This is a genomic window from Vibrio gazogenes, assembly GCF_023920225.1.
Taxonomy (GTDB): Bacteria; Pseudomonadota; Gammaproteobacteria; order Enterobacterales; family Vibrionaceae; genus Vibrio; species Vibrio gazogenes.
Genome location: NZ_CP092587.1, coordinates 2,757,844 through 2,773,422 on the forward strand (window position 1 = coordinate 2,757,844; position 15,579 = coordinate 2,773,422).

Consider the following 15,579-nt stretch of genomic DNA (forward strand, 5'->3'; position numbering starts at 1 on the left):
AGGAATACCCTGAGGTATTCCTTTGAATATATATCATTTTACCCTCTATCGTGAACATCTGACGATAAATTTGCAGAAAAATTAACCGACTAGCGCTAAAAGAATCCCCGCAGCAACCGCAGATCCTAAAACTCCAGCCACATTGGGGCCCATCGCATGCATCAGTAGAAAATTCTGCGGGTTTGCCTGCAACCCGACCTTATTCACCACTCGGGCTGCCATCGGTACAGCAGAGACACCCGCAGCGCCAATCAGCGGATTAATGCTTTCTTTAGACAGCTTATTCAATAGTTTAGCCATCAATATGCCACCAGCGGTCCCGATACTAAATGCCACCGCACCTAATGCCAGAATACCTAACGTTTCAAGATTTAAGAATTTATCGGACTGTAATTTAGAACCAACCCCTAATCCAAGGAATATTGTCACAATATTAATCAGTTCATTCTGAGCGGTTTTCGATAAACGCTCGACAACCCCGACTTCCCGCATAAGATTACCGAGACAAAACATCCCCACCAAAGGCGTCGCTGATGGCAACAAGAGGATCGTCATCAATAACACCAGCATCGGAAAGAAAATTTTCTCTAGCCTGCCAACATAGCGCAATTGTGCCATTTGTATTTGTCGCTCTGCCGGTGTTGTCAGCGCTTTCATGATCGGGGGCTGAATAATCGGTACTAACGCCATATAGCTATATGCTGCAACCGCAATCGCCCCTAATAAATCAGGTGATAAACGACTCGCCAGAAATATCGCTGTCGGCCCGTCAGCACCACCAATAATTGCGATTGACGAAGCATCCGCCATGGAGAATTCCATCCCCGGCACCAAGTTGAGCAGAATCGCCCCAATCAAAGTAGCAAAAATCCCCAATTGAGCCGCAGCCCCCAGCCATAACGTCTTCGGGTTCGCAATTAACGCCCCAAAATCAGTCATGGCACCGACCCCCATAAAGATCAACAGGGGAAATACACCAGATTCAATACCGACATGATAGATATAATAAAGTAATCCACCCGGCTCGGTAAAACCTGCGTTGGGAATATTGGCTAAAATAGCACCAAAGCCAATCGGCAATAGCAGTAAGGGTTCAAACCCTTTGGCAACCGCTAAAAATAGCAACAGACATCCGACAAGAATCATGCAAATCTGACCAAATTCAAAATTTGCAATACCGGTCTCTGTCCATAAGGTTAGTAATCCGTCCATGAGTCACCCTTATGCCAAACTGAATAGCGGTGAACCGACATGCACTGAGTCACCTTCTTTCACCAGAACGTCCTGCACAGTGCCATTTTTGGCGGCACGAACCTCTGTCTCCATTTTCATCGCTTCTAATACAATCAGCACATCTCCCTCATTCACGGGATGACCGGGCAAAGCATTCACTTTAAAAATCGTTCCCGCCAAAGGTGCCGCAACGACCTCTGCGTCACTTTTCGAGACCGGCTCAGTCGGTTGTGCTGCCGCATTCGAGGCGGATGTCACAGACGTTAACTGCCCTTGCGGACCTACTTCAACCGCATAGACTTGACCATCGACTTTCACACTATAGGATTCGACACCTTTATTGTTAGAAACAGTGATGTTGGAGACAGCACCAGGCACTGCTTTTGCTGCTGTCGCGTCTTCAACGGTGGGTAACGGTTCGAACGCGTCAGGATTATTTCTGTTTTTGAGGAACTTGAGTCCAACCTGCGGGAAAAGCGCATACGTCAGAACATCATCAACGACTGACTCAGCCAAAGTGATCCCTTCCGCTTTTGCTTTCTCGGTCAGCTCACCGGTGAGTATCGCCATTTCAGCTTCAATCAAATCAGCCGGGCGACAAGTAATGGGCTGCTGCCCTTCGAGTACCCGAGCCTGAAGTTCAGCATTGACAGGGGCAGGCGCAGCACCATACTCCCCTTTCAGAACCCCGGCGGTTTCTTTGGTAATACTCTTATATCGTTCACCCATCAACACGTTGATTACCGCTTGAGTCCCGACAATTTGTGATGTCGGTGTCACCAGTGGGATATAACCGAGATCGTGGCGAACTTTCGGAATTTCAGACAAAACTTCATCAATACGATCAGCCGCGCCTTGATCCTTTAACTGGCCTTCCATATTGGTTAGCATTCCACCGGGTACTTGAGCAATCAGAATACGAGAATCCACCCCTTTAAGCTGCCCTTCCCATTTCGCATATTTCTTACGAACATCACGAAAATAAGCAGCAATGGGGGCTAACTGCTCTAGAGAAAGCCCGGTATCTCTCTCACTCTTCTCCAACATAGCAACAACCGTTTCCGTCGGTGTATGTCCATATGTCTGACTCATCGATGAAATCGCTGTATCTAAAATATCAACTCCCGCTTCAACGGCTTTGATGGCTGTTGCTGTCGATAACCCCGTGGTCGCGTGGCAATGTAGTGCTAACGGCACATCACAAGCCTGCTTAATTCTACGGATTAACGTTTCAGCTTCATAAGGTTTCAATAATCCTGACATGTCTTTGATACACAAAGAGTGACATCCAAGATCTTCCAGACGCTTCGCCAGATCAACCCACATGTCAATGTTATGAACAGGGCTCGTGGTGTAAGAAAGCGTACCTTGAGCGTGCGCGCCGACATCGATTGTCGATTGAACCGCTTTCTTGAAGTTACGCACATCATTCATCGCATCAAAGATCCGAAAAACGTCCATCCCATTTCGATGTGCTCGCTCCACGAATTTTTCGACGACATCATCTGCGTAATGACGATATCCCAATAGATTCTGACCACGTAGCAACATCTGCATCGGGGTTTTCGGCATCGCCTGCTTCAGCGATCTGAGACGCTCCCACGGATCTTCTCCCAGAAAGCGAATGCAAGAATCAAACGTTGCGCCTCCCCAAGTTTCTAAAGACCAATAACCGACCTGATCAAGCGCTGATGCGATGGGTAACATATCTTCAATACGCATCCGCGTCGCAAACAAAGACTGATGTGCGTCACGGAGAACGACGTCAGTAAGTGCTAATGGTTTAGACATACAACACTCCTATTTATACTATTTATGTTTGGCTGATGAGCGATATTGGTGTACAGCGGCTGAAATAGCAGCAACAACCTGAGGGCTAACATCCGTTGGATGGGTAAGCGTCGGTGGAGACTGACGACTGACGTCAGACGGTAATGGTGGTGTCTCTTGAGGAACAATCTTGGACATCAGACTGACTAGATAGACCATAATCGTCAGAAACGCGAAGACAACGAGCATTCCTGTCATCATTAAGGTAGCAGCTTCTGACAATAAGCTTCCTATATGACTCATTCTATTTCCTTTTCATCGATTGTCTGGGTAGACATTTGTTAAATATCCTTATCAACAAACTTAAAACGGGTTTCTCTCAAACCCTAACAGATCTCATTTCACCATAAATATGGTCAAGATCTCATATATCACATCAAAAATTCAATGCAAATAGTATCGAATAAAGTTTATGCAAATGCTGGGATAAAGATAAAAAAAAGAATAAATCAAGACAGCAATACGTGAGTAAGCTATCAAAAAATAAAAGAATAATTGGAAACAGATAGGAAGATACTTAAGGAAATGGCGCGCTCGGAAGGATTCGAACCTTCGACCGCCTGGTTCGTAGCCAGGTACTCTATCCAGCTGAGCTACGAGCGCGCTGATGAAATGCATCGTTAATCAAAAATTGAAGTAATGGCGCGCTCGGAAGGATTCGAACCTTCGACCGCCTGGTTCGTAGCCAGGTACTCTATCCAGCTGAGCTACGAGCGCACTGTTAAATCAATTTACTGATATTGCCGTCAACATCAAAGTGGCGCGCTCGGAAGGATTCGAACCTTCGACCGCCTGGTTCGTAGCCAGGTACTCTATCCAGCTGAGCTACGAGCGCGCAATACTTCAATATTCACTGCTGTGTTGTTCCATTCACGAATGATTCGTACTTATGGCGGTGAGGGAGGGATTCGAACCCTCGATACGGCTACAAACCGTATACTCCCTTAGCAGGGGAGCGCCTTCAGCCTCTCGGCCACCTCACCACAACACAATCATAAAGTGGCGCGCTCGGAAGGATTCGAACCTTCGACCGCCTGGTTCGTAGCCAGGTACTCTATCCAGCTGAGCTACGAGCGCGCAATACTTCATGTATCAAGCAAGACATGGCGGTGAGGGAGGGATTCGAACCCTCGATACGGCTACAAACCGTATACTCCCTTAGCAGGGGAGCGCCTTCAGCCTCTCGGCCACCTCACCGTCTTGCGGAGGCACATATTACGATTTACCAAAAATATGTCAAACATTTTCTTGGAAAAAACAGGAAAAAACGCATTAAGCGTTGGGTATTTAATCAATGTGAAACAAATTGATTCTTTTATCGCCAGACAAGACACTGCTCGCCCTAAGTCACCAATCAATCGATTTGTGACTCGAATCATCAGCGTCATAAAAAGCAAGAAGACAAGAGAGAATTTTTACGACTCGGCTGGAACAAAAAAGGCTGACAAAGATGATTGCCAGCCTTTCATTGAGGGATTAATAGCTCGGTGTACCTGAGCTGCTATTTCCCCCTTTTTCTGCTTGAATACGCATGTATATTTCTTCACGGTGAACAGATACTTCTTTGGGAGCATTGACACCAATTCTCACTTGGTTGCCTTTCACACCGAGTACAGTTACTGTGACTTCATCACCTATCATGAGCGTTTCGCCTACACGGCGAGTCAAAATTAGCATTCTTTGGCTCCTTGAGTCATCTCTGTTTTGCCTTAACCATATTATTATCTATTAAAAACCCTATAGGGGTAAACTGTCTCATACAAAATCAGCCCATAAAACGCTGTTTGGGCTCATGATCAACAAATGAACCGGAAATGACATAAGCTTCATGAATGACATTTGCAGCACTATCTATTTGTTCAGGCGCGATCACCAGACTATGAGATAAGCTATCAGAATAACCACTATCTATCAGAATATTGGCAGAACAAAGCAACTGATATGTTGAATCAATCAAATCATTCGCTTTCTTGCCGACAATCGTCAGTAAGCTAACTGGCTTACTATTACGGATTTTCTCTTCAAACACCAGTCCCAACTTAGCACTAGCATCCGGTTTAATCAGTAAAGCTGTGAATTCTGCATCCTCGATCACATTCCATACATCAATTCCTAATAAATGGCATTGTTTCAGAATGGAATCAATATGATGAGGTTCAAAGCTCAACTTAACCATCTCTTTTTGGATCGCAATACCACACACATCATATTGTGAGCTTTCCCCACGAATGAGAGTTCCCTCATTCTGTTCAAATGTCGATAAAACCCTCAACGGAACCTGATGTTGCAATGCATACTGGACACACGGCAAATGGAGCACTTTTGCCCCCTTCCGGGACATCTCTTCCATTGACGGGAAATCGATAATATCGAGTTTTCGGGCATTGTCGACAATTCTGGGATCCGTGCTATAAATGCCATCAACATCGGTAAAGATCTGACATTCATCCGCAGCCAGCATTCCGGCAAGCGTCACCGCGGTCGTATCAGAACCGCCTCGTCCCAGCGTCGTGATATCACCCTTTTCATTCACACCTTGAAAACCAGCAACAATCACGATCGTATCTTCATTCAATAACTGCTGAATTCTCGCTGTATCCGCTTGTAGAATCGTCGCATCATTGTGCTGATTTGTCGTCATAATACCAAGTTGGGAACCTGTGAATGAACGCGCTGAATACCCCATTTTATGCAGCGTCATTGCCAAAAGAGCCATCGATACTTGCTCTCCAGCGGATAAAATCACATCCAGTTCCCTAGCATTTGGAACCCGATCAACCTGATGGGCTAAATCTAATAATCGATTGGTCTCACCAGACATAGCCGATACCACAACGACAACCTGCTGACCACATTCTTTCGCATCGATTACATGTTTTGCTACCGTATGGATTCTTTCAATCGAACCCATCGATGTCCCACCAAATTTTTGAACTATAAGGGGAGTTTTCACCAGTCGTCACCTTCCTAAGACAAAGTCTCACTCAGAAATCAACCCAGACAATCAGTTTGGGCCTCATTCGGTCCATGGCGATGTCATCTTATTATTCCAAGAACATCACCGTAAATGTGATAAAAACAAAACCAAGTGGCTTATCAGCTTAGTTTACAGGCGCTAATTAAACCACTTGGTCAAGAATAAGTAATTATTTTGAATCAATCTAAAGTTAGATGTAACTCAGATTACAACTGGGACTCAATCCATGCTTCCGCCGATGCCAAAGCTTGAGGCAGTGCATTTACATCGCTACCGCCAGCCTGAGCCATATCCGGACGACCACCGCCCTTGCCACCGACTTGTTGAGCAACCAGATTAACAAGCTCACCGGCTTTCACCATCCCCGTCAAATCTTTTGTCACCCCGGCAATGAGACCAACTTTGTCGTCATTCACATTCCCCAACAGAATCACCCCGCTGCCCAGTTGGTTTTTCAGCTCATCAACCATACCGCGAAGTGCTTTATTATCCGCACCTTGTAATTGAGCGACTAAGACTTTCACGCCAGCCATCTCTTTCACTTGCTGGAGCAGATTTGAACTGGCCTGAGATGCCAGCTTATCTTTTATCTGCTGAATTTCTTTTTCCAACTGTCTGGCTTTCTGAGCCGCTTCCGCCAACTTACCTTCGTAACTAGCTTGCTGCTCATCAATCATATCCAGCGCAGATTCACCGGTGACTGCTTCAATCCGACGAACACCCGCAGCGATACCACTTTCAGAGACAATCTTAAATAACCCGATATCACCGGTACTGCTCACATGGACACCACCACACAGTTCCGTAGAAAAGTCACCCATCGACAATACGCGAACTTTGGTATCGTATTTTTCGCCGAATAAAGCCATCGCGCCTTTTGCTTTCGCTTCATCAAGCCCCATAATATTCGTTTCAACCATATGGTTTTTCCGAATATGTTGGTTGACCATTCGCTCGACTTCTTTCAGTTCTTCAGCCGTCATTGCCTCCATGTGAGAGAAGTCAAATCTCAGGTTTTCCGCCCGAACCAATGAACCTTTCTGAGTCACATGCTCACCCAAAGTGCGGCGCAATGCTTCGTGCAACAGATGCGTCGCAGAATGGTTCAGCGATGTTGCTGCTCTTCTTTTGGTATCAACCTGAGCCTGAGCCATTTCACCTTGATTTAGAACGCCTTCAACCAATGAACCATAATGAATGATTGCATTGCCCTGTTTCTGAGTGTCGACAACCTGAAACACGCCGCTATCGGTACGGATAACACCGGCATCACCACACTGACCACCAGATTCCGCATAAAATGGCGTTTCATCCAATACCAGCATAGCGTGATCACCGGATGACAAAGTCTCAACCGCTTCACCATGAACAAACATGGCAACAATTTTGCCTTGTCCTTCCGTCCCTTCATAACCACAGAAATGGCTTGAAGCGTCAACTTTAATCATGTTGTTGTAATCGGTACCGAATTGTCCGGCTTCGCGAGCACGTTGACGTTGTGCTTCCATCGCCTGTTCAAATCCGGCTTCATCAATGCTGAGGCCATGTTCACGTACGACATCATTGGTCAAATCCGCAGGGAAACCATAGGTGTCATAAAGTTTGAAGACAGTTTCTCCGTCGAGAACTTTGCCATCCAGATTTTTCAGCGCGTCATTCAGAATAGACATGCCGCGTTCCAGTGTTCTCCCGAAGTTTTCTTCTTCGATGCGAAGCACTTTTTCAACCACAGCTTGCTGTTTCTTCAATTCTTTACCGGCACTGCCCATGATTTCAGCCAATGGACCAACCAATTTATGGAAAAATACGCCCTGAGCCCCCAGTTTGTTGCCATGACGTACAGCGCGACGAATAATGCGTCGTAGAACATAACCACGCCCTTCGTTAGATGGCACTACACCATCAACAACTAAGAACGAACAAGAACGAATATGATCCGCAACCACGCGAAGCGACTGATTCGAGAGATCGTCACACCCAATCACTTGCGCAGCTTCTTTAATCAGAGTCTGGAATACGTCGATTTCATAATTGGAGTGCACACTTTGCATGATCGCAGAAACACGCTCAATCCCCATTCCTGTATCGACGGACGGTTTTGGCAGGGGTTCCATCGTGCCATCAGCATGGCGGTTGTACTGCATGAAAACGTTGTTCCAGATTTCAATAAATCGGTCACCGTCTTCTTCCGGTGATCCCGGAGGACCGCCCCAGATGCTCTCACCATGGTCATAAAAAATTTCAGAACACGGACCACACGGACCAGTATCGCCCATTTGCCAGAAATTATCCGACTCATAAGGCTTGCCGCCCTTCTTATCCCCAATACGGATGATCCGATCAGTTGGCAGACCAATCTGCTTATGCCAGATATCGAACGCTTCATCATCAGTCTGATAAACGGTGACGAGCAAACGCTCCTGAGGCAACTTAAGGATTTCAGTCAGGAACTCCCACGCATACTGGATTGCGTCTTGCTTAAAATAATCACCGAAACTGAAGTTACCCAACATTTCAAAAAATGTATGGTGTCGTGCGGTAAAACCGACATTTTCCAGATCATTATGTTTACCACCAGCCCGAACACAGCGTTGCGCGGTAACAGCGCGAGTATAGTCACGCTTTTCTAATCCAAGAAAACAGTCTTTAAACTGGTTCATCCCCGCATTCGTGAATAGCAGTGTTGGATCATTGGCAGGGACCAACGATGAACTGTCTACGATTTGATGTCCTTTTGTTTCAAAGAACGAGAGGAACGCCTGGCGAACCTCGTCAGTGCTCATGTACATGCGCTATTCCTGAAAATATTCAAAGATTCAACTAAAATTTTGCGACCTATTGTAAAGCATGGATAAGTGTTCGCCTAGTTTTGTTTTGAAGTGTCTATACAGATAAACAAGGCCGTTCACCGACGTCATGCGATTGAAAAGGCTGGTCAGTGGAGTGAATCAGTGCGGGGGTTTAAATATGGAAGTACATTATCTGTGGTTAGGATTCAATGCATATTGAATCTGTTCAAAATTAAATCCTCGATACTGCAAAAAACGGACTTGCTTTGCATACACCTTAGGATCTTTCACTGGCTCTTCGATGCTGAGACCAAACTTTCTCTGTGCCGTTGATGTTGCTAATTCAAACCAATCTACATCTAACTCAGCCAACTGCTCCGCGATAATTGACTCATCAATTTGCTTTTGCTTCAGCGATTGATAAATTCTCTGTTCACCATGACCTTTGGCAATATGGTGCCGGATCATACCTTGTGTATAGCGAACATCATCCAAGTAGCCATACTGTTCACACGCTTGAACTGCCTGCTCAGCTTCATTGTCGTCAAAACCTTTGCTCATCAACTTACGGAATAACTCAATTCGACCATGATCCCGACGACTCAATAGCTGGATAGCCGTTTCCAGACCTGTTTTTGAATGTTCTCTGCTCATCAGGAATTCCCTTAAAAAAAGCCCCGCATCTGCAGGGCTGTTTCAACATCGGATCACGTTACGAATTAATCTTCTTGTGGAAGCGCTTGATCAATCCCTTCATGCTCATCTTCAGGAATCGGCTCTTTACTCAGCAACATTTCACGAATTTTATGGTCGATAACTTTGGCAACTTCAGAATTTTCACGCAGGTACTTACATGCATTCGCTTTCCCTTGGCCGATTTTATCCCCATTATAGCTGTACCAAGCACCGGCTTTCTCAACAAGCTTATGCTTGACACCCAGATCAACCAGTTCCCCTTCGCGGTTAAACCCTTGACCATACATAATTTGTGTATTTGCTTCTTTAAATGGTGCAGCAATTTTGTTTTTCACAACTTTAATGCGGGTTTCATTACCAACCACCTCATCGCCTTCTTTAATTGAGCCAGTACGACGAATATCAAGACGAACTGAGGCGTAGAATTTTAAGGCATTACCACCGGTTGTTGTTTCAGGGTTACCAAACATTACCCCAATTTTCATCCGGATTTGGTTGATGAAAATACACATACAGTTCGATTGCTTCAGGTTTCCGGTCAACTTACGCATCGCTTGAGAGAGCATCCGCGCTTGTAGCCCCATATGGCTATCACCCATCTCACCTTCAATCTCTGCTTTCGGAGTCAATGCAGCAACCGAGTCGATGACCATGACATCGATCGCACCAGAGCGCGCCAGTGCATCACAGATTTCCAACGCTTGCTCACCAGTATCGGGCTGAGAGACGAGCAATGCATCAATATCGACTCCAAGTTTCTTCGCATAAACAGGATCCAACGCATGTTCAGCATCGATAAATGCACAGGTTTTACCTTCACGCTGTGCAGCAGCGATCACTTCCAGAGTCAAGGTTGTCTTTCCTGAAGATTCAGGACCGTAAATTTCAACGATCCGCCCCATCGGCAAACCACCGGCACCTAAAGCAATATCCAGCGAAAGAGACCCTGTAGAGATCGTTTCAACATCCATGGCACGGTTATCACCAAGACGCATGATTGACCCTTTACCAAACTGCTTTTCAATTTGTCCCAGTGCCGCGGCCAGTGCTTTTTGTTTGTTCTCGTCCATTACGTTCTCCAGACAGTCACTTTCAAATATTAAGTCTATGGGTTGTATCCCCGAAATATGTTGGATGATTATACTGTAAATTCATACAGTGTCCAGACCTGTCGATGAATTTTCCTGACGGGTTTGAATCCTTGGGATCATATCACTTTCAGGTCATGACTTGATACGGCATGTCATTTATTCAATGCCATGAACAGCAGAAATCGGCAGCTCAAACAGTCGCTGTTTTTATGACTGTGGGGCACGCTCATGTATCAAATAATCATGAATCGTCTGCAAAGCATGGTAAACCGCTTGTGAACGAACTTGCGTGCGACTCCCTGAAAAATGTACAGTTTCAACCTTATTCCAACCCGAACGTGTTTTCCAAGCAAAACAAACCGTTCCCACAGGTTTCTCCACACTACCGCCGCCGGGCCCGGCAACGCCACTCACTGAAACGGCCAGCGATGCCTGAGAATGTAATAAAGCCCCCGTCGCCATTTCTAAAACGGTCTGCTCGCTGACAGCCCCCCACTGTGACAGCGTTTCCTGCCGAACCCCCAGCATTTGCTGCTTAGCTTCATTACTGTATGTGACAAACGCACGATCAAACCAAGCTGAACTCCCGGCAATCTCGGTAATCGCAGTGGCAATACCACCACCGGTACAAGATTCAGCCGTCACCAAAACATCGCCACATGCAACAAGTAATTCGCCGATACGTTGGCTTAACGTTTCATGTAATTCCATTCATGTCCTCTCTGTATTGCAATTGGATCATCCTAAGCGCTCACTCAATCAAAACTCTTGCTCTGAAATCGCCCCAATAAAAAATGGCAGCCTTTGCTGCCATTGACAAATAAATCCGGTCATTGAATAGGCTAGACCGGATATTGATGATATCCAAGTTGCTCAGAAATATTTTTGCCGGCCTGATGCAGTAACCCGACGTAGTAAGACATCCGTTTTTCATCGAAACGAATCGTTGGAAACGAGATCGACAAACCGGCAATAATATTCCCAAATCGGTCATAAACAGGTGCAGCAAGACAACGTAAACCAGATTCTTGCTCTTCATTATCTTCGGCAAAATGGCGTTCTCTGACATATGCCAATTCTGCTAATAACTGATCAACATTCTCTAATGTTTTATCGGTATGCTTCACAAATTCAACAGATTCGAGAACCTGACGAACAAAAGACTCATCTCTCTCAGACAGTAAAACTTTACCAATCGCGGTACTGTAGAGCGGATTGCGTCGCCCGATACGGGACTGCATTCTTAAGTTGTACCCTGAATCAATCTTATGGATATAGATAATTGCACCGTCATCCAGAGCACCCAAATGCACCGCTTCATTCGTTTTTTCAGAAATACAATTCATCTCTTTATCAGCAAGAGAAACAAGATCAACGTACTCAAGTGATTTTGCACCGAGCTCAAACAGTTTCAGGGTCAGCGAATATTTATCGGCCTCTCCTTCCTGAGAGATATATCCCAGAGACTTCATCGTCTGCAAAAAGCGGTAAGTCGTCGCTTTAGACATCATTAAACGTTGAGATAATTCAGACACTCCGATTTCTTTTTGTTCGCCTAATGCCTGAAGAATACTAAATACTTTCAATACCGAGGAAACGGCTTCTGGCTGGGTAGATTTCTGCATGAATAATCTATTCCTACAAGTTGGTCTTCTTCTCATTATAACGAAGAGATATCAGAGAGCCAGTAATTTAAAAAAGCCATTTCAAAAATTTAGAACCAGAGCCGGTCTATCACAAAATAAATACATGAATCATATTTTATGAAAAAGCGTTTCAAAAAAAATTGCCAGTTATATTTTTTTTGTGTAATGTAAATCATACAAAACGTGAACGATCATGATTCATTCGCGCTGCATGTTACCACTGGAGGAAGCAGAATATGATTCTCGATTCATTCAACCTGCAAGGAAAGGTTGCAATTGTCACTGGATGTGACACAGGATTAGGTCAGGGAATGGCATTAGGTTTAGCAGGTGCTGGCTGTGATATTGTCGGAGTCAACATTGCTCACCCCACAGAAACAATTGAAAAGGTTCAAGCACTCGGTCGAAAATTTGTTGCGATTCAAGCAAACTTAATGAAGCTGGATGATATTCCGAATATTATTGATCAAGCCGTCACTGAACTTGGGCACATTGATATCTTAATTAACAACGCGGGTATTATCCGCCGTAATGACGCGATTGAGTTTTCAGAACAAGACTGGGATGACGTCATGGACATCAACGTGAAATCAGTATTCTTTATGTCTCAGGCGGTCGCCAAGCAATTTATTGCGCAAGGCACTGGCGGCAAAATCATCAACATCGCTTCAATGCTGTCTTTCCAAGGTGGTATTCGTGTTCCTTCCTATACCGCATCAAAAAGTGGTGTGATGGGTATTACGCGTCTCATGGCCAATGAGTGGGCGCAACATCAGATTAATGTTAACGCGATTGCACCCGGTTATATGGCAACCAATAACACGGCAGCACTTCGAGCTGATGAATCGCGCAATCAAGAAATTGTTGAACGGATTCCGGCGGCACGTTGGGGACTTCCTGAAGATTTGGCCGGACCATGTGTGTTCTTGGCATCGCCAGCATCAGACTATATCAATGGTTATACCATTGCCGTTGACGGTGGCTGGCTGGCTCGTTAATTCGGAAAATGGGTAGAAGTAATCCACCGAATCGGGAATCGAAGCTGATTTCCGATTGATGGTCCTTCCGTCAAATGAAAGAGGGGAAACATGTTCATTTATAACCAAGACGTTGCGCTGGAAGATCTTGGGAGTGGCGTATCACGAAAAATTCTTGCCTACAGCGATAACATTATGAGTGTCGAAGTTCATTTTGAAAAAGGGGCTGTTGGTCCGATGCATAACCACCCTCACGAACAGCTCACTTATGTATTGTCCGGTGAATTTGAGTTTACGATTGGCGATGAAACAAAGATCGTCAAAGCAGGGGACGTCCTTTACAAAGAGCCCAATATTATGCACGGATGTGTCTGTCTCGAACCCGGTGTATTACTCGATAATTTCACGCCGATGCGGCAAGATTTCCTCAAATCATAAATCTACATTGCGGTATTGACCGCAGGAGCATAAACATGAAAATCGCGTTAATGATGGAAAACAGTCAAGCGGCTAAAAACGCTGTGGTACTGAATGAGTTGACTCAAGTCGTCACACCACAAGGTGACTCAGTCTACAACGTGGGTATGAGTGACGAAAACGATCACCACCTCACTTACATTCATCTCGGCATCATGGCAAGCCTGCTTCTGAATTCAGAAGCCGTAGATTTTGTTGTGGCCGGATGCGGCACAGGGCAAGGAGCGATGATGTCACTCAACATTCATCCCGGTGTTGTATGTGGTTACTGTCTAGAGCCGTCCGATGCATTTCTGTTTAACCAAATCAACAACGGTAATGCCCTCTCGCTGGCCTTTGCTAAAGGCTATGGCTGGGGCGCAGAACTGAATATCCGCTATATTTTTGAAAAAGCATTCACCACGGGTGAACGTGGGCAAGGTTACCCACTGGACCGTGCCGTGCCACAAAAACAAAATGCCGGGATCCTCAATCAGGTCAAATCTGCGGTTGTCAAAGATAACTACCTCGATTCGTTAAAAGCGATTGACCAAGCATTGGTCAAAACCGCAGTGTCAGGACCTCGCTTTCAGGAATGTTTCTTCGACAATTGTAAGAAACCAGACATTGCAGCATACGTACGTGACTTGCTGAAATAGTTTTCACTGATTGATCTACCTACCTACCGACTAAAGATTAAGAATCAGTTGTTTGTCAGCCTGCCATAGGCTGACTTTTTCTGTGCGAAGTTCCCGAAGCTATGCCATGTGAGTTTGGATGATGTTTCGTACCAAGCAATCAATAAAAAGATCTTAATCACATAAAAATGAAACATTATTTTATTTTTTATCAATAGAGAATAGAATTATCTTTTCACTCGGTTGTTATTCTCAGGAGCTTTTATGTTGCCAATAACTCAGGTCGCCATTATTGGTGAATGTATGGTTGAATTGCAGCGAGCCGATGGCCAAGTCAAACAAGGGTTTGGCGGGGATACGCTCAACACCGCAATCTATCTTTCGAGATTAACTCACTCGCGAGGGATCACCACCGCTTATGTCACAGGCTTAGGAAAAGATCCATTCAGTCAAGATATGCTCGACGCATGGCAGCAAGAAGGCGTTGACACCAGTTTGGTTGCCGTTTCCCCTGACAAATTGCCCGGTATTTATGCCATCGAAACCGCTGCTGATGGTGAGCGCAGCTTTTACTATTGGCGTAATGACTCAGCAGCAAAATACTGGCTACGGCAGCAGACCCCAACCGAGCTTGCAGCACGCTTAACGCAATATGGTTTAATTTATTTAAGCGGTATTAGTCTGGCAATACTGCCCACAGACTGCCGCGAAATTCTACTGGAATCCCTACGCCTCTGCCACCAAGATGGCATTGCCATTGCGTTTGATAATAATTATCGGCCAACGCTGTGGGAGAGTGCAGAAGATGCCCAATATTGGTATACCCAAGTATTATCTATTACCGATTTTGCATTTCTGACCTTTGATGATGAAGCCTCACTTTGGGGTGATACTCACGTTTCCCAAACACTAGCGCGCACGCGCAACCTCAATGTCAAAGAAATCGTCATCAAACAAGGGGGAGAAGCCTGCCTTGTGGCAAGTAAAACGGCCCAATGGTCAGTCGCACCGACGCCCATCGCACAGATTATTGATACAACAGCGGCCGGTGACTCTTTTAGTGCCGGATATCTCGCTGCTCGACTGCTGGGTAAATCTTGCGAATCATCGGCTCAATCAGCCCATCAACTTGCCGGACGGGTTATTCAACATCGTGGCGCCATTATTCCCAAACAAAATATGCCTGAGATTGAGACACCAGTTGATATGGAAACAAGGTAAACAGAATCGCTCGAAGATTCAGTAT

At 45.4% G+C, this 15,579-nt stretch carries 14 protein-coding genes and 6 tRNA genes; 4 read left to right on the forward strand and 16 right to left on the reverse strand.

Annotated elements, in window-relative coordinates; all coding sequences use genetic code 11:
* Nucleotides 1–81: 81 nt before the first annotated feature.
* The 16 genes from MKS89_RS12260 to kdgR form a co-directional block, all read right to left on the reverse strand.
* Entirely contained in the window at nt 82–1,212 is a 1,131-nt protein-coding gene (locus MKS89_RS12260; RefSeq protein WP_072955920.1) for a sodium ion-translocating decarboxylase subunit beta, read from the reverse strand.
* 9 nt (nt 1,213–1,221) lie between these two features.
* Entirely contained in the window at nt 1,222–3,024 is a 1,803-nt protein-coding gene (gene oadA, locus MKS89_RS12265; protein WP_072955917.1) for a sodium-extruding oxaloacetate decarboxylase subunit alpha, read from the reverse strand.
* Nucleotides 3,025–3,042: 18 nt separating this feature from the next.
* Nucleotides 3,043–3,306 (reverse strand): oxaloacetate decarboxylase subunit gamma, encoded by a 264-nt coding sequence (locus MKS89_RS12270; protein ID WP_072955914.1) that lies wholly within the window; start codon nt 3,304–3,306, stop codon nt 3,043–3,045.
* A 283-nt stretch (nt 3,307–3,589) separates the two neighbouring features.
* Nucleotides 3,590–3,666, reverse strand: a tRNA-Arg gene (locus tag MKS89_RS12275).
* A 37-nt stretch (nt 3,667–3,703) separates the two neighbouring features.
* Nucleotides 3,704–3,780 (reverse strand) — tRNA-Arg (locus MKS89_RS12280).
* Nucleotides 3,781–3,821: 41 nt separating this feature from the next.
* Nucleotides 3,822–3,898: transfer RNA gene (locus MKS89_RS12285), tRNA-Arg, on the reverse strand.
* A gap of 55 nt (nt 3,899–3,953) precedes the next feature.
* Nucleotides 3,954–4,046 (reverse strand) — tRNA-Ser (locus tag MKS89_RS12290).
* Between the two features lie 17 nt (nt 4,047–4,063).
* A tRNA-Arg gene (locus MKS89_RS12295) sits at nt 4,064–4,140 on the reverse strand.
* A gap of 27 nt (nt 4,141–4,167) precedes the next feature.
* Nucleotides 4,168–4,260 (reverse strand) — tRNA-Ser (locus MKS89_RS12300).
* 279 nt (nt 4,261–4,539) lie between these two features.
* Nucleotides 4,540–4,740, reverse strand: coding sequence for a carbon storage regulator CsrA (gene csrA / locus MKS89_RS12305; RefSeq protein WP_072955909.1), 201 nt, complete (start codon nt 4,738–4,740; stop codon nt 4,540–4,542).
* Nucleotides 4,741–4,828: 88 nt separating this feature from the next.
* The gene (locus MKS89_RS12310; RefSeq protein ID WP_072955906.1) at nt 4,829–6,016 is read right to left on the reverse strand and encodes an aspartate kinase; all 1,188 of its coding nucleotides are present in this window, start codon (nt 6,014–6,016) and stop codon (nt 4,829–4,831) included.
* Nucleotides 6,017–6,246: 230 nt separating this feature from the next.
* Nucleotides 6,247–8,829, reverse strand: coding sequence for an alanine--tRNA ligase (alaS, locus tag MKS89_RS12315; RefSeq protein ID WP_072955903.1), 2,583 nt, complete (start codon nt 8,827–8,829; stop codon nt 6,247–6,249).
* A gap of 189 nt (nt 8,830–9,018) precedes the next feature.
* Complete coding sequence (gene recX / locus MKS89_RS12320; protein WP_072955900.1) at nt 9,019–9,483, reverse strand: recombination regulator RecX; 465 nt, start codon at nt 9,481–9,483, stop codon at nt 9,019–9,021.
* Between the two features lie 65 nt (nt 9,484–9,548).
* Complete coding sequence (gene recA, locus MKS89_RS12325; RefSeq protein ID WP_072955898.1) at nt 9,549–10,595, reverse strand: recombinase RecA; 1,047 nt, start codon at nt 10,593–10,595, stop codon at nt 9,549–9,551.
* Nucleotides 10,596–10,823: 228 nt separating this feature from the next.
* Complete coding sequence (pncC, locus tag MKS89_RS12330) at nt 10,824–11,327, reverse strand: nicotinamide-nucleotide amidase (protein WP_072955895.1); 504 nt, start codon at nt 11,325–11,327, stop codon at nt 10,824–10,826.
* 131 nt (nt 11,328–11,458) lie between these two features.
* Nucleotides 11,459–12,241 (reverse strand): DNA-binding transcriptional regulator KdgR, encoded by a 783-nt coding sequence (kdgR, locus tag MKS89_RS12335; RefSeq protein ID WP_072955892.1) that lies wholly within the window; start codon nt 12,239–12,241, stop codon nt 11,459–11,461.
* A gap of 257 nt (nt 12,242–12,498) precedes the next feature.
* Here kdgR and kduD point away from each other — a divergent pair, with 257 nt between their 5' ends.
* The 4 genes from kduD (at nt 12,499) to kdgK (ending at nt 15,554) form a co-directional block, all read left to right on the forward strand.
* Nucleotides 12,499–13,260: a 2-dehydro-3-deoxy-D-gluconate 5-dehydrogenase KduD gene (kduD, locus tag MKS89_RS12340; RefSeq protein ID WP_072955889.1), complete on the forward strand. Its 762-nt coding sequence runs from the start codon at nt 12,499–12,501 to the stop codon at nt 13,258–13,260.
* Nucleotides 13,261–13,350: 90 nt separating this feature from the next.
* Nucleotides 13,351–13,677 carry a cupin domain-containing protein gene (locus MKS89_RS12345; RefSeq protein WP_072955886.1) on the forward strand — a complete coding sequence of 109 codons (327 nt, stop codon included), beginning with the start codon at nt 13,351–13,353 and terminating at the stop codon, nt 13,675–13,677.
* A 35-nt stretch (nt 13,678–13,712) separates the two neighbouring features.
* Nucleotides 13,713–14,354, forward strand: coding sequence for an RpiB/LacA/LacB family sugar-phosphate isomerase (locus tag MKS89_RS12350; RefSeq protein WP_072955883.1), 642 nt, complete (start codon nt 13,713–13,715; stop codon nt 14,352–14,354).
* Nucleotides 14,355–14,597: 243 nt separating this feature from the next.
* Complete coding sequence (gene kdgK / locus MKS89_RS12355; protein ID WP_106406923.1) at nt 14,598–15,554, forward strand: 2-dehydro-3-deoxygluconokinase; 957 nt, start codon at nt 14,598–14,600, stop codon at nt 15,552–15,554.
* Nucleotides 15,555–15,579 lie beyond the last annotated feature (25 nt).

Bases quoted from the DNA above. Each gene is read 5' to 3' on its own strand.
- MKS89_RS12270 (WP_072955914.1), bottom strand. From the start codon at position 3,306: ATGAGTCATATAGGAAGCTTATTGTCAGAAGCTGCTACCTTAATGATG.
- recA (WP_072955898.1), bottom strand. From the start codon at position 10,595: ATGGACGAGAACAAACAAAAAGCACTGGCCGCGGCACTGGGACAAATT.
- MKS89_RS12350 (WP_072955883.1), top strand. From the start codon at position 13,713: ATGAAAATCGCGTTAATGATGGAAAACAGTCAAGCGGCTAAAAACGCT.
- kdgK (WP_106406923.1), top strand. From the start codon at position 14,598: ATGTTGCCAATAACTCAGGTCGCCATTATTGGTGAATGTATGGTTGAA.
- alaS (WP_072955903.1), bottom strand. From the start codon at position 8,829: ATGTACATGAGCACTGACGAGGTTCGCCAGGCGTTCCTCTCGTTCTTT.
- oadA (WP_072955917.1), bottom strand. From the start codon at position 3,024: ATGTCTAAACCATTAGCACTTACTGACGTCGTTCTCCGTGACGCACAT.
- pncC (WP_072955895.1), bottom strand. From the start codon at position 11,327: ATGGAATTACATGAAACGTTAAGCCAACGTATCGGCGAATTACTTGTT.
- kduD (WP_072955889.1), top strand. From the start codon at position 12,499: ATGATTCTCGATTCATTCAACCTGCAAGGAAAGGTTGCAATTGTCACT.
- csrA (WP_072955909.1), bottom strand. From the start codon at position 4,740: ATGCTAATTTTGACTCGCCGTGTAGGCGAAACGCTCATGATAGGTGAT.
- recX (WP_072955900.1), bottom strand. From the start codon at position 9,483: ATGAGCAGAGAACATTCAAAAACAGGTCTGGAAACGGCTATCCAGCTA.
- kdgR (WP_072955892.1), bottom strand. From the start codon at position 12,241: ATGCAGAAATCTACCCAGCCAGAAGCCGTTTCCTCGGTATTGAAAGTA.
- MKS89_RS12260 (WP_072955920.1), bottom strand. From the start codon at position 1,212: ATGGACGGATTACTAACCTTATGGACAGAGACCGGTATTGCAAATTTT.
- MKS89_RS12345 (WP_072955886.1), top strand. From the start codon at position 13,351: ATGTTCATTTATAACCAAGACGTTGCGCTGGAAGATCTTGGGAGTGGC.